At 57.4% G+C, this 24,374-nt stretch carries 27 protein-coding genes and 1 rRNA gene; 14 read left to right on the top strand and 14 right to left on the bottom strand.

Features of this window, described 5'->3' with window-relative positions:
- Nucleotides 1-21: 21 nt before the first annotated feature.
- The 3 genes from rrf (at nucleotide 22) to ACOBR2_RS18195 (ending at nucleotide 3,181) form a co-directional block, all read left to right on the top strand.
- Nucleotides 22-137, top strand: a 5S ribosomal RNA gene (rrf, locus tag ACOBR2_RS18205).
- 62 nt (nucleotides 138-199) lie between these two features.
- Complete coding sequence (locus tag ACOBR2_RS18200; RefSeq protein ID WP_420237512.1) at nucleotides 200-991, top strand: PhzF family phenazine biosynthesis protein; 792 nt, start codon at nucleotides 200-202, stop codon at nucleotides 989-991.
- Nucleotides 992-1,384: 393 nt separating this feature from the next.
- The gene (locus tag ACOBR2_RS18195; protein WP_420237511.1) at nucleotides 1,385-3,181 is read left to right on the top strand and encodes a hypothetical protein; all 1,797 of its coding nucleotides are present in this window, start codon (nucleotides 1,385-1,387) and stop codon (nucleotides 3,179-3,181) included.
- 73 nt (nucleotides 3,182-3,254) lie between these two features.
- Here the strand turns inward: ACOBR2_RS18195 and ACOBR2_RS18190 are convergent, their stop codons facing one another.
- The 5 genes from ACOBR2_RS18190 to rplM all read right to left on the bottom strand — a co-directional run bounded on the left by ACOBR2_RS18190 (nucleotide 3,255) and on the right by rplM (nucleotide 8,049).
- Nucleotides 3,255-5,099 carry a mechanosensitive ion channel family protein gene (locus ACOBR2_RS18190; RefSeq protein WP_420237510.1) on the bottom strand — a complete coding sequence of 615 codons (1,845 nt, stop codon included), beginning with the start codon at nucleotides 5,097-5,099 and terminating at the stop codon, nucleotides 3,255-3,257.
- Between the two features lie 154 nt (nucleotides 5,100-5,253).
- Nucleotides 5,254-5,841, bottom strand: a complete 588-nt coding sequence (locus ACOBR2_RS18185) for a translation elongation factor Ts (protein ID WP_420240038.1) — start codon at nucleotides 5,839-5,841, stop codon at nucleotides 5,254-5,256.
- A 209-nt stretch (nucleotides 5,842-6,050) separates the two neighbouring features.
- The gene (gene rpsB / locus ACOBR2_RS18180) at nucleotides 6,051-6,899 is read right to left on the bottom strand and encodes a 30S ribosomal protein S2 (RefSeq protein WP_420237509.1); all 849 of its coding nucleotides are present in this window, start codon (nucleotides 6,897-6,899) and stop codon (nucleotides 6,051-6,053) included.
- Nucleotides 6,900-7,088: 189 nt separating this feature from the next.
- On the bottom strand, nucleotides 7,089-7,484 hold the full coding sequence (gene rpsI, locus ACOBR2_RS18175; RefSeq protein ID WP_420237508.1) for a 30S ribosomal protein S9: 396 nt from the start codon (nucleotides 7,482-7,484) through the stop codon (nucleotides 7,089-7,091).
- 133 nt (nucleotides 7,485-7,617) lie between these two features.
- Entirely contained in the window at nucleotides 7,618-8,049 is a 432-nt protein-coding gene (gene rplM, locus ACOBR2_RS18170) for a 50S ribosomal protein L13 (protein ID WP_420237507.1), read from the bottom strand.
- 522 nt (nucleotides 8,050-8,571) lie between these two features.
- On the opposite strand from rplM, the gene ACOBR2_RS18165 reads away from it, so the two are divergent.
- Nucleotides 8,572-9,489, top strand: coding sequence for a DUF1684 domain-containing protein (locus tag ACOBR2_RS18165; RefSeq protein ID WP_420237506.1), 918 nt, complete (start codon nucleotides 8,572-8,574; stop codon nucleotides 9,487-9,489).
- 14 nt (nucleotides 9,490-9,503) lie between these two features.
- Here ACOBR2_RS18165 and ACOBR2_RS18160 read toward each other — a convergent pair whose 3' ends face one another.
- The 3 genes from ACOBR2_RS18160 to ACOBR2_RS18150 form a co-directional block, all read right to left on the bottom strand.
- Nucleotides 9,504-9,671 carry a hypothetical protein gene (locus ACOBR2_RS18160; protein ID WP_420237505.1) on the bottom strand — a complete coding sequence of 56 codons (168 nt, stop codon included), beginning with the start codon at nucleotides 9,669-9,671 and terminating at the stop codon, nucleotides 9,504-9,506.
- Nucleotides 9,672-9,861: 190 nt separating this feature from the next.
- Nucleotides 9,862-10,467, bottom strand: coding sequence for a TetR/AcrR family transcriptional regulator (locus ACOBR2_RS18155; protein ID WP_420237504.1), 606 nt, complete (start codon nucleotides 10,465-10,467; stop codon nucleotides 9,862-9,864).
- A 111-nt stretch (nucleotides 10,468-10,578) separates the two neighbouring features.
- The gene (locus ACOBR2_RS18150) at nucleotides 10,579-10,956 is read right to left on the bottom strand and encodes a hypothetical protein (protein WP_420237503.1); all 378 of its coding nucleotides are present in this window, start codon (nucleotides 10,954-10,956) and stop codon (nucleotides 10,579-10,581) included.
- Nucleotides 10,957-11,115: 159 nt separating this feature from the next.
- Here ACOBR2_RS18150 and ACOBR2_RS18145 point away from each other — a divergent pair, with 159 nt between their 5' ends.
- The 4 genes from ACOBR2_RS18145 to ACOBR2_RS18130 all read left to right on the top strand — a co-directional run bounded on the left by ACOBR2_RS18145 (nucleotide 11,116) and on the right by ACOBR2_RS18130 (nucleotide 13,286).
- Nucleotides 11,116-11,298 (top strand): hypothetical protein, encoded by a 183-nt coding sequence (locus ACOBR2_RS18145; protein ID WP_420237502.1) that lies wholly within the window; start codon nucleotides 11,116-11,118, stop codon nucleotides 11,296-11,298.
- 158 nt (nucleotides 11,299-11,456) lie between these two features.
- Nucleotides 11,457-12,161: a tetratricopeptide repeat protein gene (locus ACOBR2_RS18140; RefSeq protein ID WP_420237501.1), complete on the top strand. Its 705-nt coding sequence runs from the start codon at nucleotides 11,457-11,459 to the stop codon at nucleotides 12,159-12,161.
- Between the two features lie 121 nt (nucleotides 12,162-12,282).
- Complete coding sequence (locus ACOBR2_RS18135) at nucleotides 12,283-12,867, top strand: RNA polymerase sigma factor (protein ID WP_420237500.1); 585 nt, start codon at nucleotides 12,283-12,285, stop codon at nucleotides 12,865-12,867.
- On the top strand, nucleotides 12,864-13,286 hold the full coding sequence (locus ACOBR2_RS18130; protein WP_420237499.1) for a hypothetical protein: 423 nt from the start codon (nucleotides 12,864-12,866) through the stop codon (nucleotides 13,284-13,286). Before ACOBR2_RS18135 ends, ACOBR2_RS18130 begins: the two co-directional genes overlap by 4 nt.
- A gap of 73 nt (nucleotides 13,287-13,359) precedes the next feature.
- On the opposite strand, the gene ACOBR2_RS18125 is transcribed toward ACOBR2_RS18130, so the two are convergent.
- Nucleotides 13,360-13,704 carry a phage holin family protein gene (locus tag ACOBR2_RS18125; protein WP_420237498.1) on the bottom strand — a complete coding sequence of 115 codons (345 nt, stop codon included), beginning with the start codon at nucleotides 13,702-13,704 and terminating at the stop codon, nucleotides 13,360-13,362.
- A gap of 174 nt (nucleotides 13,705-13,878) precedes the next feature.
- Between ACOBR2_RS18125 and ACOBR2_RS18120 the strand changes: the two genes are divergently transcribed.
- The gene (locus ACOBR2_RS18120; RefSeq protein WP_420237497.1) at nucleotides 13,879-14,721 is read left to right on the top strand and encodes a hypothetical protein; all 843 of its coding nucleotides are present in this window, start codon (nucleotides 13,879-13,881) and stop codon (nucleotides 14,719-14,721) included.
- A gap of 79 nt (nucleotides 14,722-14,800) precedes the next feature.
- On the opposite strand, the gene ACOBR2_RS18115 is transcribed toward ACOBR2_RS18120, so the two are convergent.
- Complete coding sequence (locus tag ACOBR2_RS18115; RefSeq protein ID WP_420237496.1) at nucleotides 14,801-15,385, bottom strand: Spy/CpxP family protein refolding chaperone; 585 nt, start codon at nucleotides 15,383-15,385, stop codon at nucleotides 14,801-14,803.
- A gap of 185 nt (nucleotides 15,386-15,570) precedes the next feature.
- Here ACOBR2_RS18115 and ACOBR2_RS18110 point away from each other — a divergent pair, with 185 nt between their 5' ends.
- The gene (locus tag ACOBR2_RS18110; protein WP_420237495.1) at nucleotides 15,571-15,861 is read left to right on the top strand and encodes a hypothetical protein; all 291 of its coding nucleotides are present in this window, start codon (nucleotides 15,571-15,573) and stop codon (nucleotides 15,859-15,861) included.
- Nucleotides 15,862-15,980: 119 nt separating this feature from the next.
- Here ACOBR2_RS18110 and ACOBR2_RS18105 read toward each other — a convergent pair whose 3' ends face one another.
- The 4 genes from ACOBR2_RS18105 to ACOBR2_RS18090 form a co-directional block, all read right to left on the bottom strand.
- Nucleotides 15,981-16,322, bottom strand: coding sequence for a hypothetical protein (locus ACOBR2_RS18105; protein ID WP_420237494.1), 342 nt, complete (start codon nucleotides 16,320-16,322; stop codon nucleotides 15,981-15,983).
- Between the two features lie 444 nt (nucleotides 16,323-16,766).
- Nucleotides 16,767-18,017 (bottom strand): transcription termination factor Rho, encoded by a 1,251-nt coding sequence (rho, locus tag ACOBR2_RS18100; RefSeq protein ID WP_420237493.1) that lies wholly within the window; start codon nucleotides 18,015-18,017, stop codon nucleotides 16,767-16,769.
- A gap of 210 nt (nucleotides 18,018-18,227) precedes the next feature.
- Nucleotides 18,228-18,443 (bottom strand): DNA-directed RNA polymerase subunit omega, encoded by a 216-nt coding sequence (locus ACOBR2_RS18095; protein WP_420237492.1) that lies wholly within the window; start codon nucleotides 18,441-18,443, stop codon nucleotides 18,228-18,230.
- A gap of 831 nt (nucleotides 18,444-19,274) precedes the next feature.
- The gene (locus tag ACOBR2_RS18090) at nucleotides 19,275-19,481 is read right to left on the bottom strand and encodes a hypothetical protein (RefSeq protein ID WP_420237491.1); all 207 of its coding nucleotides are present in this window, start codon (nucleotides 19,479-19,481) and stop codon (nucleotides 19,275-19,277) included.
- A gap of 255 nt (nucleotides 19,482-19,736) precedes the next feature.
- Between ACOBR2_RS18090 and ACOBR2_RS18085 the strand changes: the two genes are divergently transcribed.
- The 4 genes from ACOBR2_RS18085 (at nucleotide 19,737) to ACOBR2_RS18070 (ending at nucleotide 24,341) form a co-directional block, all read left to right on the top strand.
- Complete coding sequence (locus ACOBR2_RS18085; protein ID WP_420237490.1) at nucleotides 19,737-21,194, top strand: prolyl oligopeptidase family serine peptidase; 1,458 nt, start codon at nucleotides 19,737-19,739, stop codon at nucleotides 21,192-21,194.
- Between the two features lie 382 nt (nucleotides 21,195-21,576).
- Nucleotides 21,577-22,371, top strand: a complete 795-nt coding sequence (locus ACOBR2_RS18080; RefSeq protein ID WP_420237489.1) for an ABC transporter ATP-binding protein — start codon at nucleotides 21,577-21,579, stop codon at nucleotides 22,369-22,371.
- Nucleotides 22,364-23,590, top strand: coding sequence for an ABC transporter permease (locus ACOBR2_RS18075; RefSeq protein WP_420237488.1), 1,227 nt, complete (start codon nucleotides 22,364-22,366; stop codon nucleotides 23,588-23,590). Before ACOBR2_RS18080 ends, ACOBR2_RS18075 begins: the two co-directional genes overlap by 8 nt.
- Nucleotides 23,583-24,341, top strand: a complete 759-nt coding sequence (locus ACOBR2_RS18070) for an outer membrane lipoprotein-sorting protein (RefSeq protein ID WP_420237487.1) — start codon at nucleotides 23,583-23,585, stop codon at nucleotides 24,339-24,341. Before ACOBR2_RS18075 ends, ACOBR2_RS18070 begins: the two co-directional genes overlap by 8 nt.
- Nucleotides 24,342-24,374: the final 33 nt, after the last annotated feature.

Genomic DNA, 24,374 nt, shown 5'->3' with positions numbered 1-24,374 from the left:
CTCCAGGCGCTCACCAAGTTTGCCGGTGGCCATACCGCGAGGGATCACCCGTTCCCATCCCGAACACGGAAGTTAAGCCTCGCTGGGCCGATGGTACTGCACGGGTAACTGTGTGGGAGATTAGGACACCGCCGGCATCAATATCGACAAGTAAGCCCGCTCCTTTGAGCGGGCTTACTTGCGTTTGTATACTTATTGAATGAAAATCCCTCTTTATCAGGTGGATGCATTTACTACAAAACTCTTTCGTGGCAACCCGGCAGCGGTCATGTTGCTGGATTCCTGTCTTCCCGATGCAACTTTGTTGGCCATTGCGGCGGAGAATAACCTTTCCGAGACGGCGTTTCTGATGCAGCTGGACGAGATAAATTACCTTCTGCGGTGGTTTACGCCTCGAACCGAGGTGCCATTGTGTGGGCACGCAACGCTGGCCAGCGCCGCAGTGGTGATGGAGCGGCTGGAGCCGCAGCGTAGGGAGGTTCGATTCCAGACCTTGAGCGGAATTTTGACTGTAAAGAGGTGCGGAGATGGCTATGCGATGGATTTTCCAGCGCCGGGCGTCGGACAGGTGAGTCTTCCTGACGGGGTGCGTGAGGCCTTGGGAACTGAAGTCCTGGAGGTATGGCGGAATGCATCGTATCTACTGGTTCTTCTAAAGGATGCGGCAACGGTTCGAGCGCTGAAGCCGGATTTTGCTGGTGTAGCGAAGCTTGACCCGCATGGAGTAATTGTGACTGCGGCGGGTGAGGATGGCTACGACTGCGTGAGCCGGTTCTTTGCGCCTAATTATGGTGTTCCGGAAGATCCGGTGACGGGGTCGGCGCATTGTGTTCTGACGCCGTTTTGGGCAGCGCGGCTGGGCAGGAAGGGATTGCGCGCCTACCAGGCTTCGGCACGCGGAGGCGAAATTCTCTGCACGCTGCAAGGCGATCGTGTGGAATTGGCGGGAAGCTGTGTTTTCTATCTTGAGGGAGCAGTCGAGGTTTCATAACTGCGGAACTAAGATCGTCGTCTCTGGACGATGAGTTGCTCTCAACAGGGATGGGGGACAGGCGAAGTTTAAAAATTATATTTGACCAGCGCAATCTCATTTGTGAAGAAATCATTAGTTCATGGAAAATTCATCATGTGAGCAATAAATACAGCTTGTTCACAGGGATTTTCCGGTGAATTTACGGTGCATTCATAAAGTTCTGCGAGTCTTAATCCTGGGTTACGCCTCATGGTTTTTATCAGCGCAAGACTTGCTTGAGCGTAATCTCATTGTTTGCGCATTCCGTACGTATGTCGCCATTGATTCAGATCACGCTCTGTATGCGCGAAAGATCGAAGTGCAAAGGTCGCGCTGAAAGCAAGAACCGTTTCATACAAAGTGAGAGGCCCAATGAACTTTAGACTGACAACTGCAGCCGCAGCAATTGTAGCGGCCAGTCTCGTCGCGACGTATGCCAACGCCGGCGAAACCGACCCTACGCCCGCAAAGAAGCCCACCGTAAGCAAGAAATCCAAGGCGTCCGCGGCTCCTTCGGTGGAAGAGCAGATCAAGGCTCTGCGTCAAGAGCTGGAATCGCAGATCAACAGCCTGAAGGGCTCGCTGGCCGATAAGGACACGCAGCTGAAGCAGGCTCAGCAATCGGCTGCGGATGCGCAGGCTGCCGCCGCCAAGGCGCAGGATGCAGCTACAGCCCAGCAGAAGGCTGTTACGGAGAATGCGGCTGCAGTCAGCACGCTGCAGAGCACAGTGACGGATATGAAGGGCGCCAACGCTTCGGCCGTGGCTTCCATCACCGATGAGGCATCGGCCATCAAGAAAACAATTGCCTCGCCGGACGTGATCCACTACAAGGGCATCACGCTGTCTCCTGCCGGAAGCTTTGTGGCGGCTGAAACCTCGTGGCGCAGCGCCGCGGTATCGAGCGATGTGAACACGCCTTTTACCAGCATTCCGCTGGCCCACAGTGAAAATGGTCAGATCAGCGAGTTCTATGGCAGTGCCCGTCAGTCGCGCATTGCGCTCCGGGCCACCGGCAAGCTGGACAATGTGACCATGACTGGCTACTACGAAGTGGATTGGCTGGGCGCGGGCGTTACCTCCAACAACAACCAGTCGAACAGCTACGTGATGCGTCAGCGTCAGATCTGGTTGGGCGCGAAGTTCAACAACGGATGGGACTTCACCGCAGGTCAGGGCTGGTCGCTGGCGGCGGAAACCTCGCAGGGCCTGAACCGCACCACCGAAGTTCTTCCTGGAACGATCGACGCGGCATATACCCCTGGCTTTGTATGGACCCGCCAGTGGGGCGCCCGCGTGACCAAGAACATCGGCAAGAAGGTTTTTGCCGGTATGTCCTTGGAAAACCCCGAGACGCTCAACGTTGCCGGCCAGAACCTGCCGACCAACGAGTCTGTTTATGCGACCGGCACCACCGGCGGTCTGTATAACTCGGGCAACAACTACTCCTACAACCTGGCTCCGGACATGATCGTCAAGATTGCCGCTGAGCCGGGCTGGGGCCACTGGGAAGCTTTCGGCATCGGTCGTCTCTTCCGTGACCGCATTTACCCGACCACCGGCTCAGGCTACAACAGCAATCCCGAGGTTGGTGCTGGCATTGGCGGCGGCTTCCGCGGTCCGCTCTTCCAGAAGAAGGTCACCGTTAGCTTGAAGGGCCTGTACGGCCAGGGCGTTGGCCGCTACGGCGATTCCACCATTGCCGACGTAACGCTGCGTCCGAACAGCACTCTGCTTCCGTTGCACGGCTTCTCGTCGCTGGCTACGATTGAGGTAAACCCGACGCCGAAGTTGAACATCTATACGAACTACGGTGGCGACTACATCGGTCGCGCATGGCGTCAGAGTGGCAGTTCCGAGGTTGGTTACGGCACTAAATCCGTGGTCATGTCGGGCTGCAACACGGAAAATGCTGCTACTTCGACTGCCACCAGCATCTCGGTTGCTCCCACTAACTGCTCGGCCAACACCAAGGACGTGCAGGCGTTCGTGGCCGGCTACTGGTACACCTTCCACAACAGCTCGAAGGGCCGCTTCCGTCAGGGCATTCAGTACAGCTTGGTCCGCCGCGACCTGTGGTCTGGTGCCACCAGCACGACGAATCCAGGTGGCAGCGCAAATGGTTATGACCACATGCTCTTCACCTCGTTCCGTTACTATCTGCCGTAAACTGCGGTATTCCGCAGCAACAAAGGGGACAGCTCAGGCTGTCCCCTTTGTTTTTTGTGCTGGATTCGTAGAATTACTTCTTTTCAGCCTGCTTGCCTTGCAGCAGTTCCAGCAACTGCAGGTAAAGCCGATCGCGAATGGCAAAGCGTTCGGGGGCACGCGTGACGTAGTGTACGGTGGCCTCGATGCCATCCACCGTCGGACGCATGCTGATGGTGGAAGCTGCCAGAATCGACAAGCTGCTGCCGTGTACTACGCGCATCCAGTCGCGCTCTGCCATCTGTGCATTCTCTGCCGTCTTTTCGCGCACCAGCTTTTCTATCTCTGCGGCTACCTGCTGAACGTCCAGATTCTTAGGAATGCCGACGCTCACGTCGTCCCACATCCACTGGCCAGAGGTGGAGAAGTTGAAGTACTGGCCGCGAATGGCAAAGCTGTTGATGAACGAGATGCGGCGGCCGGTAGGATGGCCCTTGCCTGCCAGGCTTCCCAACTCCAGCAGCGTGGTGTTGAAGAGACCCACCTCGACGACTTCGCCATTCACGCCGTTGATCTCTACCCAGTCGCCTACATGAATTCCGTTGCGGCCCACCAGCAGGAACCAGCCGAAAAAGGCCAGTACAAAGTCCTGCAAGGCAATGGTCAAAGCTGCAGTGGACAAGCCCAACATCGTCGAAAGCTCTTGCGGAAAACCAAAGATGAAGAGCAGCAGAATTGCGGCGGCTACAATCTGTATTCCCAGTCGAGTCATGCTGCGCAGGGTGCGGGCCTGCCGTGGTTCCAGACTGGGATGCGCGAGCAGATGCTGGGCCAGAAGGTCGGCCAGAATCGTTCCAATTACCACCACGAAGATCCACGCCAGCGAAGCCATCAAAATATGCAGCAGAATGCGATGCTGTAGCTCCACCTGCGCGGTCCATTTGGCGTAAACCTTGGCTAGCTGCCGGCTAGTTTCCAGGCGATCGTCTTCGACGGCCAGAATCTGCCGTATGTTATTGCGATCCCGCAGCTGTTCCAGGCGGTTGGACGTCGTGGCAGCAACGGAGGCAGCCAGCAACTTCTGCGTGTTGGCACGCACTGTCGTGAGCTCTGCCTGTTCTGCAGCTGCCTGGCTTGCGGCTTGTTGCAGCAGTTGCATACGCTCGTTCTGCTTTTGCCAGGACTGCAGGCGCATCAGCAGGGTGCGATGCTGTTGCGCTGAAGCTACGGCGTGCTCGGCCTCGGCATGATTACTGTTGGTGATGGCCTGCTGCTCAGCCAGATGATAGCTATTCAGTTCCTGCTGAATCTCTTCGCTATTGTCGCCGGCAAAGGCGGCCAGAGCCTTGCGCGCATCGGCCAGTTCGGCGCTGTCCAGGCTGAGTTGGGTGCGGGCCAGCTCCAGATCGTCGTCGCCAACTGGAATGGCTTGCGCAGACTTCTTCTGAGCATCGGCAGGGACCGGATCGCCCCCCAGCTGGTGCACCTGCTGCTCGTCCTGACGCACCAGTTTTTCAAGGTCGGCAACCTTCTGTGTGGCGCTCTGGGCTTCAGCTGTGGGAGCAAGATGCCGCGCCCGCATGGCTGCCTGACGCAGAGCATCGGCAAAGGCCTGGTCTACGGCATGATCCGCCAGCTGCTCGGCATTGTGGGCAAACTCCTGCTCCTCCACCGTGGTGGCCATGGGAGCCAGCGTGCTGGCCGTCTGCCAGGATTCAATGCTTACCAGAGCCTTGTGCGGCGTGCCTGTTGCGCTGCGATTGGCGTTGTGCTGGCGCAAAAATGCCAGCTGCACCAGCGTATCGCGCGTCATCCACGAGTACGCCAGACAGCCGATGAGAGCCAGAGCACAGAGGGCGAGCACAATGCCCCGTCCCTTTCCTAAAGCGCGGTCTGGATGGGATTTTTCTGTCTGATTCGAAGCCTTCAGCTTTTCCATATTGTCTATTTTTGCAGATCAGAGCCTGCATTCAATGCGTAAGGCAGGGCAGTAGTCTCTTGTTTCCGCAGTGCAGCTTAATTGCGCAAAATAGCAAACGCAAAACCGCCCGGAGATTGCTCTCCGGGCGGTTGAGTCTTGCGCTTGAAGGGGCTTACTCTGCGGCGGCTTCGACCGGCTTGGTCTGGGCCACGGTGATCTCATTGGCGCCAACCTTGAAGCGGGCAAAGCGGCGGACGGTGATGTTCTCGCCCAGCTTGCCGACCTTCTGGCCGATCAGCTCCTTGATGGTCACGCTCTGTTCCTTGACGAAGGGCTGATCCAGCAAGCAGACTTCCTCGTAGAACTTGCCCATCTTGCCTTCGACGATCTTCTCGACGACCGGGGCGGGCTTGCCGGTGGCGGCAGCCTGGGCGCGGAAAATGTCCTTTTCGCGTTCCATATCCTCGGGCGTTACGTCTTCGGAACGAACGTAGCGGGGATCAGCGGCGGCGATGTGCATGGCGATGTCGCGCAGCAGTTCCTGGAACTCGTCGGTGCGGGCTACAAAGTCGGACTCGCAGTTGAGCTCAACCAGAACGCCCAGCTTGCCGCCGGCGTGGATGTAGGTTCCCACAGCGCCCTCATTGGTGGTGCGGGCAGCCTTCTTTTGGGCAGACGCCATGCCGCGCTTGCGCAGCACAACAAAGGCGTCTTCAATGTTGCCCTTGGTTTCCTGCAGAGCCTTCAGGCAGTCGCCCATGGGTGCGCCCGACTTCTCGCGCAGCTCCTTTACCAGCTTGGCATCAATCTTTTCGCTCACAGTCTCATCTCACTTTTCTGGCCGGGGCCAGAGGTTTCTGGCAGGTGCCAGAGTCAGGGTATATGTGCCGGATGAATCTCCGGCAAAAGAAAAGCGTGGCGTACGAGACGGCCACGCTCTTCCGTTCCGCACCAGAGGCGCGGCTAAGATTAAAGGGCAGCCTCTGCCGGCTCTTCAGCGCCAGCCGCAGCAGGAGCCTTGCGGATGCCGCCACCCAGGGCAGCTTCCAGATCGACAACCTCAACGGCAGCCGGTTCTTCAACCGCAACTGCAACTTCAGCTACCGGAGCTTCTTCAACGAAGGTCTTGTCGTTCACCATGTTCACGCCTTCGGCCGCCGAATCGGCGATCTTCGAGGTGAACAGACGGATAGCGCGCAGGGCATCGTCGTTGCCGGGGATGACGTAATCAACCACGGTCGGATCGCAGTTCGTGTCGACAACGGCAACCACCGGGATGCCGAGCTTGCGGGCTTCCTTGACGGCGATGGCTTCGTTGTTGGAGTCGACGATGAACAAGGCATCGGGCAGGCGCTTCATGTTCTTGATGCCGGCCAGGTTGGCCTGCAGATGCTTGCGCTCGCGCTCGAGGCGGATGACTTCCTTCTTGGTCAGCAGCTCGTAGCGGCCATCGGTCGACATTTCGTCGATTTCCTGGAGGCGCTTGACGGACTTCTGCACGGTCACCCAGTTGGTGAGCAGGCCGCCCAACCAACGGTTGTTGATGTAAGGCATGCCGGCGCGGGTTGCTTCTTCAGCAACGGCGTCCTGAGCCTGGCGCTTGGTGCCGACGAAAAGCACCGTCTTGCCAGAGGCCGTCAGGTCGGTCACAAACTTGGATGCATCCTTGAAGAGCTTGAGGGTCTTCTGCAGATCAATGATGTAGATGCCATTGCGCTCGCCGAAGATGTATTCCTTCATCTTGGGGTTCCAGCGCTTGGTCTGATGCCCGAAGTGTACGCCAGCTTCGAGCAGTTCTTTCATGGTAATCGTGGCCACATGGCCTCCTTATGCACGCATCCGGGCGGTTTCGTCTGTCCCGGATTAAGTCCGCAGGGCGGAAGGTGAACAACTATAGCTTCTAGCTGCTAGCCGCAAGCTACTTGCCAAATTGTCTGTGGAACCAACCTAAGAGGCAGGTTCCACAGACAAGCCAGGAGCTGAAAGCTAAAAGCTGGAAACTGAGGATTAACGCTTGCTGAACTGGAAGCGCGCGCGGGCACCCTTCTGACCGTACTTCTTGCGTTCCTTCTGACGGGAATCGCGGGTCATCAGGCCTTCGCCCTTGAGCAGCTTGCGCAGCTCGGGATTGAACGTAACGAGGGCGCGGGCAATGCCCATCTTGACTGCGTCGGCCTGAGCAGCAACTCCACCGCCGCGCACCGTGGTGACGACGTCAAAGTTCGAGCTCATCTCAGCCACCACAAGGGTCTTCTTGGCCGAAAAACGCTGCTGCTCGGTGACGAAGTACTCGTCATAGCCCTTGCCGTTGACCTTCCACTCGCCCGTACCGGGGCGAAGGAAGACACGGGCAATGGCCGACTTGCGTCGTCCCGTTCCGTAATACTGAACCAGATCTGCCATTCTCTGTTAGCTCCTAGCTTTTAACTGCTAACCACTAGCTTCTTTTTGGATGGGGTCAGCCTCTCGACTCTCTCCATCCATTTGCTCGAGCACGTAAGGGCTGAGAGCTGGAAGCTAGTGGATAATAGCTGCTTTACGCAATTTCCATGGCCACCGGCTGCTGGGCCTGGTGGGGGTGCTTGTCGCCGCGATAAACCTTCAGCTTGGTCGCCATCTGGCGTCCGATCTTGGTCTTCGGCAGCATGCCCTTGATCGCTTCTTCGAGAATCTTCTCGGGCTTGCGATTCAGCAGGCGGATAAAGGACTCTTCACGCAGGCCGCCCGGAAAGCCGGTGTAACGGCGATAGAGCTTGCTCTGCGACTTGAGGCCGGTAAGGCGGACCTTCTCCGCGTTGATCACGACGACATGGTCGCCCATATCGATGTACGGCACGTACTGGGGATTGAGCTTGCCGCTCAACAGGTCAGCAGCCTTGGTGGCCAGCCGTCCCAGCGTTTTGCCGTCGGCATCCAGAACATACCACTTGCGGTCAATATCCTTACCGCTAGGAACAAAGGTCGACATCTCTCTCCTGCCCTCTATGAAACCTGCGCAAACCGCGCTCGCCCCTTGGCGCTGTTGATCTCAACAGGGCACAACGGGCCTGATGCTCCCACTGCCAAACAAATCTTGTTCGGGTGAGTCTGCGGGGGTGTGGCCCCGAAAGGCATCCCGGCGGGACTGGATCAGAACATGCCTCCAGCGACCGTTCGCCTGTCTTTCCGCAGCCCCTTCGGGCTACCTCCAGCGCGAGTCCGGGTTCGCACGCACAGACTCAAGGCGCAACACCACGCAAGGTCTACAGAATAATTGATTCAAAGATCAAAGTCAACGAAAGCCCGCTTGCGCAGCGGAGTTGCGGCCATTTGCAGGTTCTTTTTGTAACCCTGTTCGCCAGCCTGCCCCGGGTATGGTGCAAATTCCGCGATTGTGTTCCTCGGCCACGCAGCGAGTCTGGCAAAATTCGCTCTGGACTCCATCATTGCCCGTTCGCACACCGTGATTCTTCCTTTCCCTGTTCCTGCCTCGGGGTTCACAATGAAAGCCATGATCCGCCGTCTTCTTTCCGTTTTCTTCTTTCTACCTGCCGCAGCCGGTCTGTGGGCCCAGTCGGCAGCCGTGGCTGACTCCGCCGCCTGGCAGGCCGAGCTTTCCAGCTGGCGTACGGCGCAGGAAAAGCAGGTCAGCGCCCCCGGCGGCTGGCTTTCGCTGGTTTCGCTCAACTGGCTCAAGTCTGGATTCAATGCGGTGGGATCGGAGCCGTCCAGCTCCGTACGCCTGCCGGAGAACGCTCCGGCCAAACTCGGGCTGATTACGGTGAGCGGCAAGACAGTGCAATTGCTGAGCCCCACAGGCGGCTTTCCGGCCGGACTCACTCTGGACGGCAGACCGGCCCGCGAAGGTCAGCTAGCCACCAGCGACGCCAGCCCTTCGGTTCTTGCCTGGAAAGGTTTGCAGCTAGTGGTGCTGGAGAGGGCGGGACGCTTTGTGGTCCGCGTCAAGGACGAGAACGCGCCTGCCCGCACCGGATTTCATGGGCTGAACTGGTTCAAGCCCGATGCGGAGCAGGTGGTGGTGGCGCGCTGGATTCCCTTTCACCCGGCGCAGACCGAAGAGATTCCCACGCCGCTCGGCAATCCGCTGGAGCTGCCCGCCCCAGGGCTGGCCATGTTCCTGCTCCACGGAAAGGTCTACCAACTGGAGCCTGTGATTGAGGATCCGCAGTCGCTGTTCTTCATTCTGCGGGACCAGACCAGCCATACCACTAGCTTTGCCGGCGGACGCTTTCTGCACACCAGCCTGCCGGACCACGGACTGGGTCAGCCGGGAAAGCTGGTGCTGGACTTCAACCGGCTGGAGAATCCGCCTTGCGCCTATTCGGCGTTGGCCACCTGCCCGCTGGCCCCTGAGCAGAACCGGCTGGACACGGGGATCGAAGCAGGCGAAAAGCGCTTCTTGCCGTAACCCACGGTGAGTACTTACTTGCCCAGTTTCTTGATCAGTTCCAGAGCTACCGCCTCCGACGATGCCGGATTCTGGCCCGTAATCAGAAGGCCGTCGCTCACCACGTAGGGTTGCCAGTCCGGCCCCTTCGAGTAGTTGCCGCCGTTGGCCTTCAGCATCTCTTCCACCAGGAAGGGAACCACGGCGGTCAGCAGAACGGCATCCTCCTCGGTGTTGGTGAAGCCGGTTATCGCTCCTTGGTAAGTTCAGGAGTTGAAGCTGGCGGTGCACAGGGTAGGGAAGGAAGGTGCGGCCAGCGAGTTTGCGGCGTTTAAATAGACCAGTCGTCTCCATGTGAGCGAAGTTTCTTAGCAGTCGTAAAATCCTAACTCCTTATTTTTGTGTTCTCCAGCGCAGCATCTCCCGGGTAGCGTCCAGAGCCCGATCAAAGGGGTCGCGGTCCCGGGTGAGTTTGGCGCGCAGGCTGGCACCCAACCATAGGTGGTAGAGGGTTTCGGCAAGCTGCTCGGGATCCCGCTCGGGTGCAATTGAACCCTCTTCCTGGCAGACTCCGATGGCCTCGGCAAGCCGTGCCACGATGCTGCTGGTGCCCAACCGCAGAACCTCGCGCATTGCCTCTGAAAGGTCGCTGACCTCGGCTGAGAGCTTGACCGCCAGGCAGCGATGATTCATCTCTTCCTGGGCTTGGGTCTTGGTCCAGAAGAGGAAGTAAGCCATCAGTCGCTCCAGGCCGCTTGCTCCGGGATGGCTGAGGATTCCGTCGAGTTCCTCAAGATAGCCGTCAAAGTAGGACTCCAGCAGCGCTTCGCCAAAGGCTTCCTTGGAGGCGAAGTAATGGTAGAAGGAACCCTTGGGGATTCCGGCAGCTTGCAGTAGCTCATTGAGGCCCATGGCAGTGAAGCCCTTGTAGGCCAGGATGCCGGAAGCGGTATCTAGGATGTGCTGACGGACGCTGTCGGAGGTGGCGGCGGTGGACATGGGAGTAGTGTACATAAAAATAGACCAGTCGCCTATTTTTTATAATTTGGCGATTTTTATACCTTGCGCCGTAGATGCAACGCAGATTATCCCCATGTTTGAACGTGGGGTCTACGTAAGGACAGGGACGGAGGGCAGGGCTCCGGCGGCGCGGGCTTCGCTGACGACCGCTTCCAGATGGCTGAGTACCTCAGGGACGCTCATGGTGTAGAGCTGGCGCTGGGCGTCGTAGCCCTCCTCAATAAGCTGCTTGAGGTAGCGGCCGGCCACCTGGGCGGCAAGATGGTCGGTAAGTACGAGGCCGGAGCGCTGCTTCTGTTCCACCCATGCCTGATTGGGCAGGGCAATCCAGAGGGTGCGGCCATTGACGTCGAAGCGGACGTCGACGGCATCGGCGTGGCGGGTGGCGATGGCCACCATGTTGGCCTTCCAGCAGCAATGCAGATCCTCGCTGCTCCAGCGGTCAATGATGTGGAAATCCTCGTACATGGCACTAGCGTATCCCTGTGGGTGAGATTGGGCAAGCAGAAGTTGATGCAGAGTAGATCTCTGCTGGTGTAGCAGAAAAAAAGTGACCGTGGTGCGGGACGGTGCGGCTATAGGGATTGGCGAAGACGACGATAAAAGGCCAAGGGAGTATCAAATTTTATGCAGGTAACAGTCACAATTTCCGATGAAATCATTCGTGAGGCGGCTCAGCGCAAGATGAGTCTTGTTGAGTTTGTAGAGAATCTGATCGACCAGGGGATGCACAGTCAGTCCAAGCCAGCCTTGACGGCGGCCATTGACCGAATCCGTGCGTTGCATAGCACGGGGCAGGATGGACATTGAAGGGGAGTGGGAAAATAGCTGGATTTGCGGCAATGGCACTGGACGAATGGTGGACGTTGCTCTCGGCCCGCTGATAGACTAATGGGGTTGCGAAGGCGTTGCCCTTTATCGCATGGACCCCGCCCGCAAGTCTAGAGAAGAAGGACAAGAAGAGACCCGTGGATACACAAACCCGTCATGCGCTGAAGTCCAACAGTTTTGCCGAAGCCACGGCGAGCAGTGTGAACTGGCTGAGCGGCCATCGTATCGGCTTGATTCGCTGGATTGCTGCTGTAGTAGTGGTGCTGGTGCTGGGCATCGGTGCGCTCATCTTCTGGAATGTCCGCACGTCGGCTGCCGACGAAGCTCTGGGCGCGGCGCTGGACACCTACAATGCATCGCTGGCAGAACCGGGCATTCCGGCAGGCAATGGCGTTTATGCCACGGCTGCCGACCGCTCGCGCGCTGCCAACAAGCAGTTTAACGATGTGGCCGCGCAGTACGGCTTTCTGCCCGAAGGCAGCAAGGCGCACTACTTTGCAGGCGTGACGGCCCTTGATCTGGGCCAGACCGGTACGGCCGAGTCTGAGCTGAAGACGGCTGCCGGCGCATGGGATCGCAACCTGGCCAATCTGGCCAAGGTGGCTCTGGCCGGGCTTTATCGCCAGACGCAGCGCGATTCGCAGGCTGCCGACATCTATAACGGCATCGTGAGCAAGCCGTCGGATACGGTTTCGGTTGCGGTGGCACAGCTGGACCTGGCGGATCTGTACGCCGCTGAAGGCAAGCAGGATCAGGCTCGCGCTCTGTGGGCCAAGGTGAAGGACGCCGACAAGGATGGCATGGCAGGTCAGATCGCCAGCCAGAAGTTGGGCGTTCAGTAACCCCATCCTAAGGATGGAAGAAACTCGCAGAGCCTGGCGCTCTGCGAGTTTTTTCTTTTGGGGCGGAAAAATTCCCTGCGGGGTCTGTGAGCACTTGGAGGGCAGGCTGCGTCGAGTGGGTATGAGCGCTGGCGTGGCCCTTTGGCCGATGGACATGGAAAACACGGAGAGCAAGTTGCACGACAGAGCGGAGAGCGATGCGGCCGTGGCCGCGCTGGTGGATCAGTATGCAAGCGCGCTCTACCGGGTGGCCTACTCGGTGGTGCGCAACCCGTCCGACGCCGAGGATGCGGTGCAGGAGGCCTTTGTGCGCGTGCTGCGGCATCGGGATCAGTTGGCCGAGGTGCGCGATGCCCGGGTGTGGCTGATCCGCATTGTGTGGAACGTGGTGTTGGACCGCAAGCGGCGCATGAAGACCCGGCCCGAGACAGACGATGTAACGGAGATGGCCCGGGTACTGCCCTGCGAGGGGTTAACGGCGGAAGAACGCGCGGCGGCCGCGGAACATCATGCGTATGTGCTTGGCTGTATGGAGAAGCTGCCTGCCAAGGAACGCGAGGTGCTGCAGCTTTCGGCCTTCGAAGAGCTTTCGAGTGTGGAGATTGCGGCGGCGCTGGGCATTACGGAATCAAGCGTGCGTTCGCGGTTGTTCCGGGCACGGAATCAGATGGCCGAACTGCTGGAGCACAAAAGGAGTTTGCGATGAGCTACGAAGGACAGGAACGCAGGCTGGTGAGTGTGGATGAGACGCTGCGGCTGGTGGCCAGTCTGCCGGCACCGGAAGGTCTGGAAGCCCGGTTGAAGGCTCGTCTGGCTACTCCGCCGAAGAAGGTGATTGCCTGGCCGGAGAGCCGCAACTGGCTGCGTGCGGCGGCGGCAGTTTTGCTGGCCACGGCGGTGGTGGGCGGCGCATGGGCGATCTATGCGCATGTGCAGACGGCAGCGGTGGCTCACAGCCAGCCGGTGCGTCCCACGGTGCCTACGGAAGGCTTTTCAAGCGCAGGCGCCATGCGCACACCGCAGACACTGAACGGTCCGGTCGTGCCCAGCGCCCAGAACGCCGTGCCCCAGTCCGCAGGTCCGGCGGCGCGCAAGATTGTGCTGGCCAAGAAAGCCGAGCAGTAACTCTGAATCGTTGCAGACAGCAAAGGCCCCGCGTAGATGCGGGGCCTTTGCTGTCTGGGAAGATATGCGGAATTTAGTGCTTGTGGGTGAGGGCACGGATCAGCATGCCGAGCAGGGCCAGCACCGCTGCGCCACAGAAGGCGGGAAGAAAGCCATGAATGCGGAAGCCCGGAACCACGTTCGAGGCGATCAGCAGCACAATGGCGTTGATGACCAGCAGAAAAATGCCCAGCGTGAGGATGCTCAGCGGGAAAGTAACCACCTTGAGGAGAAAGCCGAGCGTGGCGTTGAGCAGGCCGACGACTGCGGCAGCCAGAAGCGCGGCAAACAGACCGCTGACGCGGAAGCCGGGGACGATGTTGGCAACCACCAGCAGGGCGATGGCGCTCAGAAACCACTGAACCAGAAGATTGGACATTTTCTTTCTCTCCGGCGGCAAATTGATCCGCTCTGTCTTCACTTTATACGTAGGACAGAGAAAATTCGTTCGACGGAGAAGGCAGAGGATGAGCTTTTTGTGGCCTCTCCGTCGAACCGGTAAAGCCATGTATGCGTAGAGCCTTTTAAACCTTAGATCGAGGAAAGGATGAGCATGGTGCGAGCAGTGTGGATGGGGGCGGGATTACTTTGCGTGTTGGCAGGCAGCGCCGGGGCACAGCAGACGGCTCCGCTGTCCGATGTGCGGCAACTGATGCAGCAGGTGGAAGAGCATCAGAGGCAACTCGACAAGGTGCGGGAAGATTACACCTACACTTCATCGACGACGACAGAAGACGTGGACTCTAGCGGTCGTGTGACCAAGACAGAAACTGCGGAAGAGGAGAACTTTTTTGTCAATGGTCATCCAATTACCCGGCTGGTGAAGAAGGACGGCAAGGCACTCGACGGCAAGGAACTGGAAAAAGAGACCGAGCGGGTGACGAAGCGGGTGGAGAAGGCCAGCCAGACCCCTGCTGGTCAGGAGCTGGATGCGCATACGATTGGCATTCGCAAGCTGCTGGCGATGATGGATGTGCGGAATCCGCAGCGGGTGAATTATCGCGGTCGCGCCACCATCAAGTTTGATTTTGCGGGTCGCAAGGACGCTAAAACGCACGGGATAGAGGAAGATCTTTCGAAAAAGCTGGAGGGCACGATCTGGGTGGATGAGGCCGACCGGCAGGTGGCGCACATGGAGGTTCGGCTGAACGATAACTTCCATGTAGGCGGAGGGATGCTGGCCAATATCCAGAAAGGGTCGAGCTTTTCCTTTGATCAGGTTCCGGTCAAAGACGGATTATGGCTGCCGACTGGGGCGGAAATCTTTTTTCAGGCGCGGGTTTTGCTGGTGAAGGGGGTTCGCCAGCGGCTTCACGAGCGTGACTACGACTACAAGCGCTTTCACATTGATGCGGAGCAGGGCAAGGATGTGAAGGTGGTGGGCGGCAAGTCGTAGCGTGGAAGGCCGTTGGTGCAGAGAGTTAAAAGGGCGGTCCTGCAAGAGCAGGCCGCCCTTTTAATTTTGTAAGACAACACTACATCATGGGCGGTCCGCCACCGCCAGGACCACCACCGCCATCTGGCGGGCCACCTTCGCCGCCATCGGGAGGAGGTCCGGGAGGTCCGTCCTGGTTGTCGCGCTGGCTCTGTTGCTTGAGCAGGGCATTGAACTTGGCCAGCTGGCTTTCCGTCAGTAAGGCAGCAATTTTGGCATTCGATTCGTTCCGCAGGGCCTTCATGGCCGTACGCATTTTCTCGAACTGCTCAGGATCGGGGCGCTGACTGTCATCGCTGGAGGCCTGACCTCCAGCGGGACGCATGCTCTGCATCAGATCGCTCATTTTCTGGTGCTGTTCGGTCAGAATGGCCTTGACGTTGGTCTGCTGATCGGGGGTGAGTGAAAGCTGCTTGGTGAGCTGCTTGAGCTGACGGTCGATGCTGGGGCCACGTTGCTGCTGGCTGCCGCCATCCATCCCGTCGGGTGGGCCACCACCGGGCGGCGGACCGCCTTGGCCTCCATCCTGGGCAAAGAGGGGTGCGCCAGTCAGAATCAGCAGCGCCGCAAGGATCAGCATCCGGCCACAAAGCATGCGGCGAACTAGCTGTCGGGAGAGTGTCATTGAAATTACTCCTTCTCCTCCATGTGTGTGGCTCCGTAAGCCGGAAGCCTGGAAAAGCATCTGCGAAACGGGCGATCCTCGGTTTGGGTGCGCCTCGTAGTGGTAGGTCGCTGAGAACTTCTCTGATTGTTACACGCAGTAGCGAACAAAAACGCTCACCCTGTGGGATGGGGTAGATTGAAGGCATGTTTGCGAGGAAGATTGCGGTCAGACAGGGAAAGGCGGACGGTACAGCGATCCCGTGCCCGATCGCCTGGATCGACAACTTTGCCATGCGCAACTTCACCAACGATGCCGTCTTCGACGACACGCTGCCGGTGGCCGACGGGCTGCTGGAGATTGGCGCACGTGTGCCGCTCGACCGGTTGCGGAGCGCGATGGAAGACTGGTTCCGGCGCAAAGGCTATTTGAAGGCAGAGGAGCGGCTGGAGTTGGAGGAGCAGAGAGCAGAGAGTAATGCAGACTCCTGGGGGTGAGAGCTGAGGGCTGTGCTTCCCCACCCTAGCCACAAAAACAAAGACGTGGCGAGGGTGGGGCACCCGAAGGGGAGTGCTGCGTGCGCACTGCTAACCGTGGACCAAGTGTGATTGGTTGCTTACAGCAAGTGGTGGTGTGAGCCGTTGCCAACGTTGTTGCTGCCCTTTGCGATGGCGTCCACGTCGGCGTATTTGTGGGTTTCAACGGTGTTGGTGTCGCTGTTGGAGAAGGTGAAGCTCTGATCGTCGAGGGAGTGGATTTTGCCGGTGGATTCGGTGTTGTCCTTGAAGGTCAGGTGCAGCAGTGTGCCCTGCCTGTAGTGGGAGAGCTTTTTTTCGATCTTGTGCGCGTACTTGTCGGGGTCTTGCTGGCCGCGAGCGTGGCCAAGAGGACCGGTAAGCAGTACGGCTCCGGCCACGATGGCCAGCAGCAGCGATCTTCCAATAGCAACAAACCTCATAACGCCTCCGAAAAACTGAGAGATGAAAAATTCGGTTGGGCTCCGGCCGGTTTCAGGCTGTCCCAGAGTTACAGTGCCAAGGCAGAGATTCCGCGGGATTCTGTTGCTTGCCGAGAAGGCCGGTAGCAACGTATTTCTCCCGCATTACAGCCGCTCTGGATCTGTCCTCGCCGTGTAACAAACGAATCTACCCCAGATGGAACGCAAAAAGATAGCCGAATGTGGACGCGGGGCACCTACAGATTCAAGACCCGGTTCCGGTCCGGGAGTTGCGGCGGGAGTTGCGGAAACAACGGTTTACAGCGTTGGCATTGTTGATCCGGCGAATCAAGGGTGTTTTCGCGCTTTCCCTGATTTTCTGGATCACGCAGGCGTGGCCCGGTTTGTGACAAAAAAAGCAGGCTGCCCCGGAGGGCAGCCTGCTGGTGGCGAAGGAAAGTTCGCTTAAAGCTGGTTCATGTTGGCCAGGAACTCGGCGTTGTTGCGCGTCTTGTCCAGGCGGCTGACCAGCAGTTCCATGGCTTCCACCGGCGACAGCGGGTTGAGCACACGGCGCAGGATGAAGATGCGCTGCAGGTCTTCCTTGGGGATAAGCAGCTCTTCCTTACGGGTGCCGGAGCGCTGGATGTCGATGGCCGGGAAGACGCGCTTGTCGACGAGTTTGCGGTCCAAGATGACTTCCATGTTGCCGGTGCCCTTGAACTCTTCGAAGATGACCTCATCCATGCGCGAGCCGGTATCGACGAGCGCGGTGGCGATGATGGTCAGGCTGCCGCCTTCCTCAATGTTGCGGGCGGCACCGAAGAAGCGCTTGGGGCGCTGCAGGGCATTGGAATCCACACCGCCGGAGAGTACCTTGCCGGAGGGCGGAACGATGGTGTTGTAGGCGCGGGCCAGACGGGTGATGGAGTCGAGCAGGATGACGACGTCGCGCTTGTGCTCGACCAGTCGCTTGGCCTTTTCGATGACCATTTCAGCCACCTGTACGTGGCGGGCAGCGGGTTCGTCGAAGGTGGAGGAAATGACCTCACCCTTGACCGAGCGCTGCATGTCGGTGACTTCTTCCGGACGCTCGTCGATGAGCAGGACGATCAGAACCACTTCAGGGTGGTTGGTGGTGATCGAGTTGGCGATCGACTGCAGCAGGATGGTCTTACCGGTGCGGGGCGGGGCGACGATCAGGCCGCGCTGTCCCTTGCCGACGGGCGTCAACAGATCCATGACGCGGCCACTGGTGGCCTCGCGCACGGTTTCCATCTTGATGCGTTCCTGCGCATAAAGCGGCGTCAGGTTGTCAAAGAGGATTTTGTTGCGGGTCTCTTCGGGCGATTCGAGGTTGATGGCCTCGATTTTGACCAGAGCAAAGTACTTTTCACCTTCATGCGGGGGACGGATGTTGCCCGAGATGGAGTCGCCGGTCTTGAGGTCAAACTTGCGGATCTGCGAGGGAGAGACGTAGATGTCGTCGGGGCCGGGCAGGTAGTTGTAGTCCGGGGAGCGAAGGAAGCCGTAGCCGTCGGGAAGGATTTCAAGGACGCCATCGGCGAAGATGTGGCCTTCCTTTTCGCTCTGGGCCTGGAGGATCTTGAAGATCAAGTCCTGTTTGCGGAGGCCGCTGGTTCCGGGGATTTCAAGCGAGCGAGCGATACGGCTCAGCTCGGTAATGTTTTTTTCTTTCAGTTCAGCGATGGTCATGATCACCTGCGAGGCGGGATGTGAGAGGGGCAGATTGCCGAAGGGAGGAGGACTCCAAACGAGGTAGGACTATAAATCGAACTCTTAACACAGACCGGGAGAGTAAAGCAATCCTGAAGGCCTGCAAGGGCACGGTTAAAGTGGAGCCGCCCATCCTGCACAAAAGCAGAGTGATCGGGATGGGCTTGGGGGGGAGCGAATTGTCAGCCGTCAGGCTGCCTGACGATTTTCTTCGGCGTCAGCGGTGACCGCGGAAACTGCGGACGCCGGATTGGCCGTATGGAAGCGGCAGAGCACCTCATTGGTGGTGTCCTGCAGCCGGGTGTTGGGCTTGTGCAGCTTACGGGTAGCCTTGCTGGCTAGCTGACAGAGCTGGTAGCGGTTGGACACATGAGAGAGTGCCCCAAAGACCAGGTTGGAACGCATTGCAGTTTCTCCTTCTCGTGTTACCAGTCCGGACGGAACTACTTGGCACCGCCGGTACCAGGGGAGCGCAGAAAAAATCAAGGAACGCTCCGAAGCTGACTTCTGGTTTGGTACAAAACTGGAACCACTGTATCCCTGGAAAGTGAATGCCTGGCCGCCGCTTCTGGTGGGATGCGTCGACTTGAGCTTCGGGGTACAGCAACTCCGTCCTTGCTATAGACGTGTCAAGCACGTCTTTTGTTCAAAACTATGACGCAGTTTCTTAGAGTGGAAGCTGGTCGCATACACAACAAAAAAAGCGGGGGCGCAATCCTGGGACACAATCCTAAGAGCATTCCTTTTTTCGGAGATACAAAGACGTACCGGGCATCAACAAAGAGCCTTGGCTCGTAAGGATGCAGGAACGACAAGGGGTACGCTCGATGCTGCTGAGTGCTCTGCCCTCGAAGGATGGCTTGTATGAATCTAAACCCAAGCTGGGAAGAGGTCAACTTTTTTTTATGGGTTTTCGGGTACTTTTGGAGGGAATGGGATCGTTTTTCTAAGTGATTTGTTTTTCTGTGTTTAAGGTAGGAAATCGGGGCAGAGAGAGTTTGATAGAGGGCAAAACGCCCAAAGCTGGAACCCTTTGAAAGGTAAAAAGAAGATGAAATGTGGGAGGGAAGTGGCGGAGAAGGGAATTACATGCAGCTTCCCTGCCTGTTCATGGGCGGGAACAGGCAGGGAAGCTGCAGAGGGCGAACAGACCTTTCGGTGAGGAATCACTGCAGCAGAGGCACAGGTAGCAGCAGGGGTCCGGAAAGTTGTCGCCAACAGGTTGACGCGGGGCGCTCAGGCCTTCCAGGGGCGGCCGTCGGGATCCGTGTTCATGCCCGAACGCATCGGCTTACGGTGCAGATGGTTGGTCTGCTCCTTGGGCGATTTGTTCCGGGCGAAGAAGAACACATCAATACGCAGCAAGGAAACAACCAGGGCGGCGATCAGGGGCACAGTGTAGAGCAGCATGTCCCTGCTGGAGGCGAAGATGAAGTCGTTCATGAACACTCCTCGAAGTACGCTCTGGCGGAGATGCTGGCGCGTCTTAGATGAGGTATCGGCAGTAAATTAGAGAACCCTTAAGTATCGAAAGTAACACCCTTGCTAAAGTGAGAAAAATCAAAGGAATAGCGACAGGAGAATCTTGGCTGCTGCGGTCTGTCGTCCTCAAAAGGGTTGCTCGCGTGGAAATCATGGGTTCCCATGGTGGGCTGTTATGCTTTTTACCTGTAAATCGAGATTCGGGAGGGAGAAGGCATGAAAGGTCTGACAAGAAGAGGCTTCATGAAGGTCAGCTCGATGGTGGGAGCGGTTCTTGCTGGAGGTGCGGCAGGCAAACTTGGGGCCCAGGCCGGCGGATTTCAGGCGGCCAGTGCTCCCAGTGGCCCTCATGGCAGAGAGAAGAAGGGGCCAGGCATTCAGGAGGTCTATGCGCTTTGCGAGGTCACCGGCGGTGGACAGAAGGTTTACGGAGTTGCCGTAGAGTATGACGCGTCGATCGATCCCGCCAGTCTGGCTCTGGATACATTTATCACCAGCGTCTTTCCCGCAGCGGGTGGGGGCGGCATGAGGATGGGCGATGTGATGGACAATTCAAAGTCGTTGACAGCCCAAGTGCGGCTCGTGGCAGGCATCTACACCAACACCGCCCCCGCCTTCCTCCCTGGCCAAAAGAGCATTGCTGGCAGTTATGTTATTGCGGAATTCGCGCATGGGACTGATCTCAGTACGCCAACCGCGGACAGCGACAAAGTTACTGTCACACAGGAAAAGGACGTCAAGACGGTGAGCGGCAAGGTTTATGCCGCAAGTGCTGCCGTGCGGGATAACTCTGGTGGGCGCGAAAAGAACGTGGTCATCCGTGGAATCGACGGCTGGGAACAGAATCATTGGTGGTGGAATGATGCGCGTTCCGCAATGCTCGAATACAGCATCTACCTGCCCAAGTCCTTTTTGAAGGAAGGTGGAGAGAATAAGGAATATCCACTGGTCATTGCTATCACTCACTCGGGGACAAGTTACGACGGAACCTGTCTTGAAACGCTGACCGAGCAATGCATCGCTAGCATCTGGGCGTTGCCGGAAGAGCAGGCTGAACGTGAGTGCGTAGTGATTACTCCGCGTTATGAACGCACGACGCTGAACGATTATTGGGAACATACATACGATGTCGAGAATACTTATCGGCTGGTTGCATCTCTGCTAAAGAATACCTGGAACTTCGGCAATCCTAACTTGGAAGATAGAAGGGATAAGGTTCTGAAGATTGATTCGAAGAGAGTCTATTGCACGGGCTGGTCCATGGGGGCCATGACGTCGCTTTGGATGATGGCAAAGCACCCTGAAACCTTTGCCGCCGGTCTTATCATCGCAGGCCAGCAGCGGCCGGCAGATGTTGTCGATCTGGCGAAGCAGAATGTGCTGATCATCACTGGTGCAGAGGACGCGAAATCGACCTCATGGAATGAAAAATGCGTTTCGGTTTGGGAGCATGCAGGTGCCAAGGTTACGCGACCGGAAGAACGCCTTAACCCGGCACCCATTTTTCCGATCGACGATCAAAAGGTGTTGAGCGAGCAGATTAACGGCTACCTGGGCAAGGGAGGCAACATCACCTTCCTGACCTTTGCCAATGTCGACCACATGGGAGCTGCTAGACAGTTTTTCTACATCAAAGCTGCAAGAAACTGGTTGTTTGCGCAACGAAAGACATAAATAAGGGAAATTCGCAGTCCTCTGCGGCGCGGTTCCTCATGGTGTTCAAATGGACTGCGCCCTTTTTAGCGTATTTCTGAGTAGACAGGCACTCGTGTAGAAGAATTTACTCGTTTAATTGCAGCGCTGGACGGTTATCGCAACGATGCCGTCTATCTGCGCAACTCCTGCGATGTAGGCAGGTTCGGTGCTTGATGGGAATCAGGAAGACATTGGGTTTTCCTGCTTTCGTATTCCACTACCAACCAGTCGTATCTCCTTTTCATCCTCCCATTTTTACAACTCATCCGGAATTTCGACAATTGATCGGAAATATCGCGCATTTCGTGCGCCCCCGCCGTACTTTCTTCTCAGAGCACGCCTGCTCCGGGATGGAATGCATATGACAAAGAAAACTTTGATTCGGGTGGAAGAAGTCAGCCGCCGTTTTGCACTGGACCATACCCCTGGGAAGCACACAGCCGCAACCTTTGTCAGCGCTCTTCATGCGGTGAATTTGACGGTTTCGATGGGCGACTTTCTGGCAATCTCCGGCCCCAGTGGTAGCGGGAAATCCACATTACTCAATCTGATTGGCTGCATCGACAAGCCTTCAAGCGGCGCAATTTTTCTTGATGGCGTAAACACCACTACGCTTAACCCCGAAGGTCAGTCAGAACTGCGCCGTAATAAAATAGGCTTCGTCTTCCAGACCTTCAATCTGATTCCGGTTTTTACCGCAGCGGAGAACGTGGAATATCCACTGTTGATTCAGGGTGTGGATGCCGGAGAGCGCAGGCGCAGGGTCGCCGATGCTCTGGAAAACGTCGGCCTGGCAAAACGCGCGCAACATCGTCCTGACCTGCTGAGTGGAGGCGAACGTCAGCGTGTGGCCGTGGCGCGGGCCATCGTACATCGCCCTGCTCTGGTGTTGGCCGATGAGCCTACTGCCAATCTGGACACGCAAAATGCTACGCAATTAATCGCTCTCATGCAGGGCCTGAACCAACGCATGGGACTGACCTTCATCTTCTCCACTCATGATGCCCGCCTTCTGGAACACACCCCCCGCATTGTCCGCCTCTGCGATGGCCGCATTGAATCGCAGGCGTCTGTTGGAGAAGCAGGCGGCAACGCTCAACATCTTGCCTTGTCCAATGTGGAACTCAACTCGATGGAAGGAGTCCATCATGTTTAAATTTCTTCTTCTTGCTTTTCGCAATCTCTTCCGGAACCGTCGCCGTACCGGCATGACACTGCTGATGGTGGGGGGCGGTGTGACCGGCCTGCTGTTGGTGGGAGGATTTTTCGCTTTTATGTACCAGGGCATTCGCGAAGGTGAAATCAATCGCGGCCTGGGCCACATTCAGGTCTTCAACTCCGAGCATTTCACCCGGGATGAAGTCCACGTACTCGACACCGGATTGCAGGACTGGCAGCAGATCGCCGCGCAGGTTCGCGGTCAGGCACATATTCGCGGGGTTGCACCGCGTATCGAGTTCTACGGCATGCTCTCCAATGAAGAAAAGACCGCTGTCTATATGGGCAGTGCAGTTGATCCACAAGCGGAATCGAATCTGGGATTCAAAACCGACATCGTCACGGGACACGATCTGAGCCTTTCTCCGCACGGAGAGACCGAGGCTATGGTCGGTGCGGGCCTGGCAAAATCACTGCATGTAAAGCCGGGCGATGGTCTCACCATCATGGCAATGACCTCGGACGGCGCGCTGAATGGAGTTGATGTCAATGTGGTTGGCATCGTGCAGACGGGAATCAGTGAATATGACGCGCGCTATCTGCGCATTCGCCTTGCAGATGCACAGCACTTACTGCAAAGCCAGCGCATCACCAACCTTGTCATTGGCCTTGACCGTACGGAAAACACGGATGCGGTAGCCGCGAAACTGGGTCCGTATTTGAAAAGCTCACAGACACTGACATTAAAGAAGTGGATCGATCTTGCTACTTACTACAAACAGGTTCGCTCTCTCTTCAATTCCATCTACATCTTCATCGGCGTCATCGTCTTCTTCATGGTTCTCATGTCCAGCATCAATACCCTTTTGATGTCGATGTTTGAACGCACACGGGAAGTGGGAACCATGCTGGCTATGGGTACTCCTCGCTCCTGGATTGTGGCGCTCTTTGTTACGGAGGGGACAGTGCTGGGTGTGTTGGGTGCAGTGGCTGGTGTGCTGGGAGGCAATTTGCTGGCGTGGGTCATCAACATCTCTCATGTTCATCTGCCGCCCCCTCCTGGCTCCACAGAGAACCTCCCGCTAGTGATACTGCATCTTCCTTCGCTGATGGTGGGAGCATCTTTTCTGGTGGTACTCTCGCTGGCGCTAGCCTCGATTCTTCCGGCAATGCGTGCTTCAAAACTGCAGATTTCGGAGGCTCTGTCTCATGTTTAAAACACTCGTCATACCTCGCATTCTTCTACAGATGTTTGTCATGGCGTTGCTGCTTTGCAGCATGTTGCGAGGCCATGCGGCAACGCCGGATGCCGTTGAGCTACTCAGGCACTCCGATATCTATCGCAACGGATGGAGTTCCTTTACGTTGCGGGTTAAGATTACCAACTTCGAGAACGGCAATCCCGATGAAGAACGGTTGTACGGCATCTCGCAAAAGGGAACAGAGAAAACTTATGTAGATTTTCTCAGTCCTCGCGATAAGGGAAGTCACCTGCTGATGCTGGGCGACGATATGTGGATCTTCCTGCCCGACACCAGCCGTCCCATGCGCATTACTCCACTGGAACGGCTTGCTGGCAATGCATCGAATGGCGATGTGGCCAGAACCAACTATGCCGCGGACTACACACCTGTCTATCAGCGCACTGAGATGCTAGGTACGGTGAACTGCTATCTTCTGGAACTCACGGCAAAGCGCAAAGGCTCTACTTACCAACGCATACTTTACTGGCTGCGTGCGGAAGATGCACGACCGGTGCGGGCTGAGTTTTACCTGACATCGGGAAAGCACATCAAGTCCGCAAGCTTTGATGAATACGTCAGCGTGGATGGGCGAATGCAACTGCGTCGTATGACCCTTTATGACGAGATTCGTCATAATTCGCACAGCGTTCTTGAATATAGCAATTACACTCCGCGTGAGCTGCCCGACAAACTCTTCTATCAGGGCCGCGCCGAACGCTTTTAAGCTAAGGCAGCGATGCTATTGCAGTTCAATCAA

Origin of the sequence: Telmatobacter bradus (genome assembly GCF_048629425.1) — a bacterium.
Taxonomy (GTDB): domain Bacteria; phylum Acidobacteriota; class Terriglobia; order Terriglobales; family Acidobacteriaceae; genus Telmatobacter; species Telmatobacter bradus.
The sequence above is the reverse complement of the archived record's forward strand: the minus strand, read 5'-3'. Positions and strand labels throughout refer to the sequence as shown.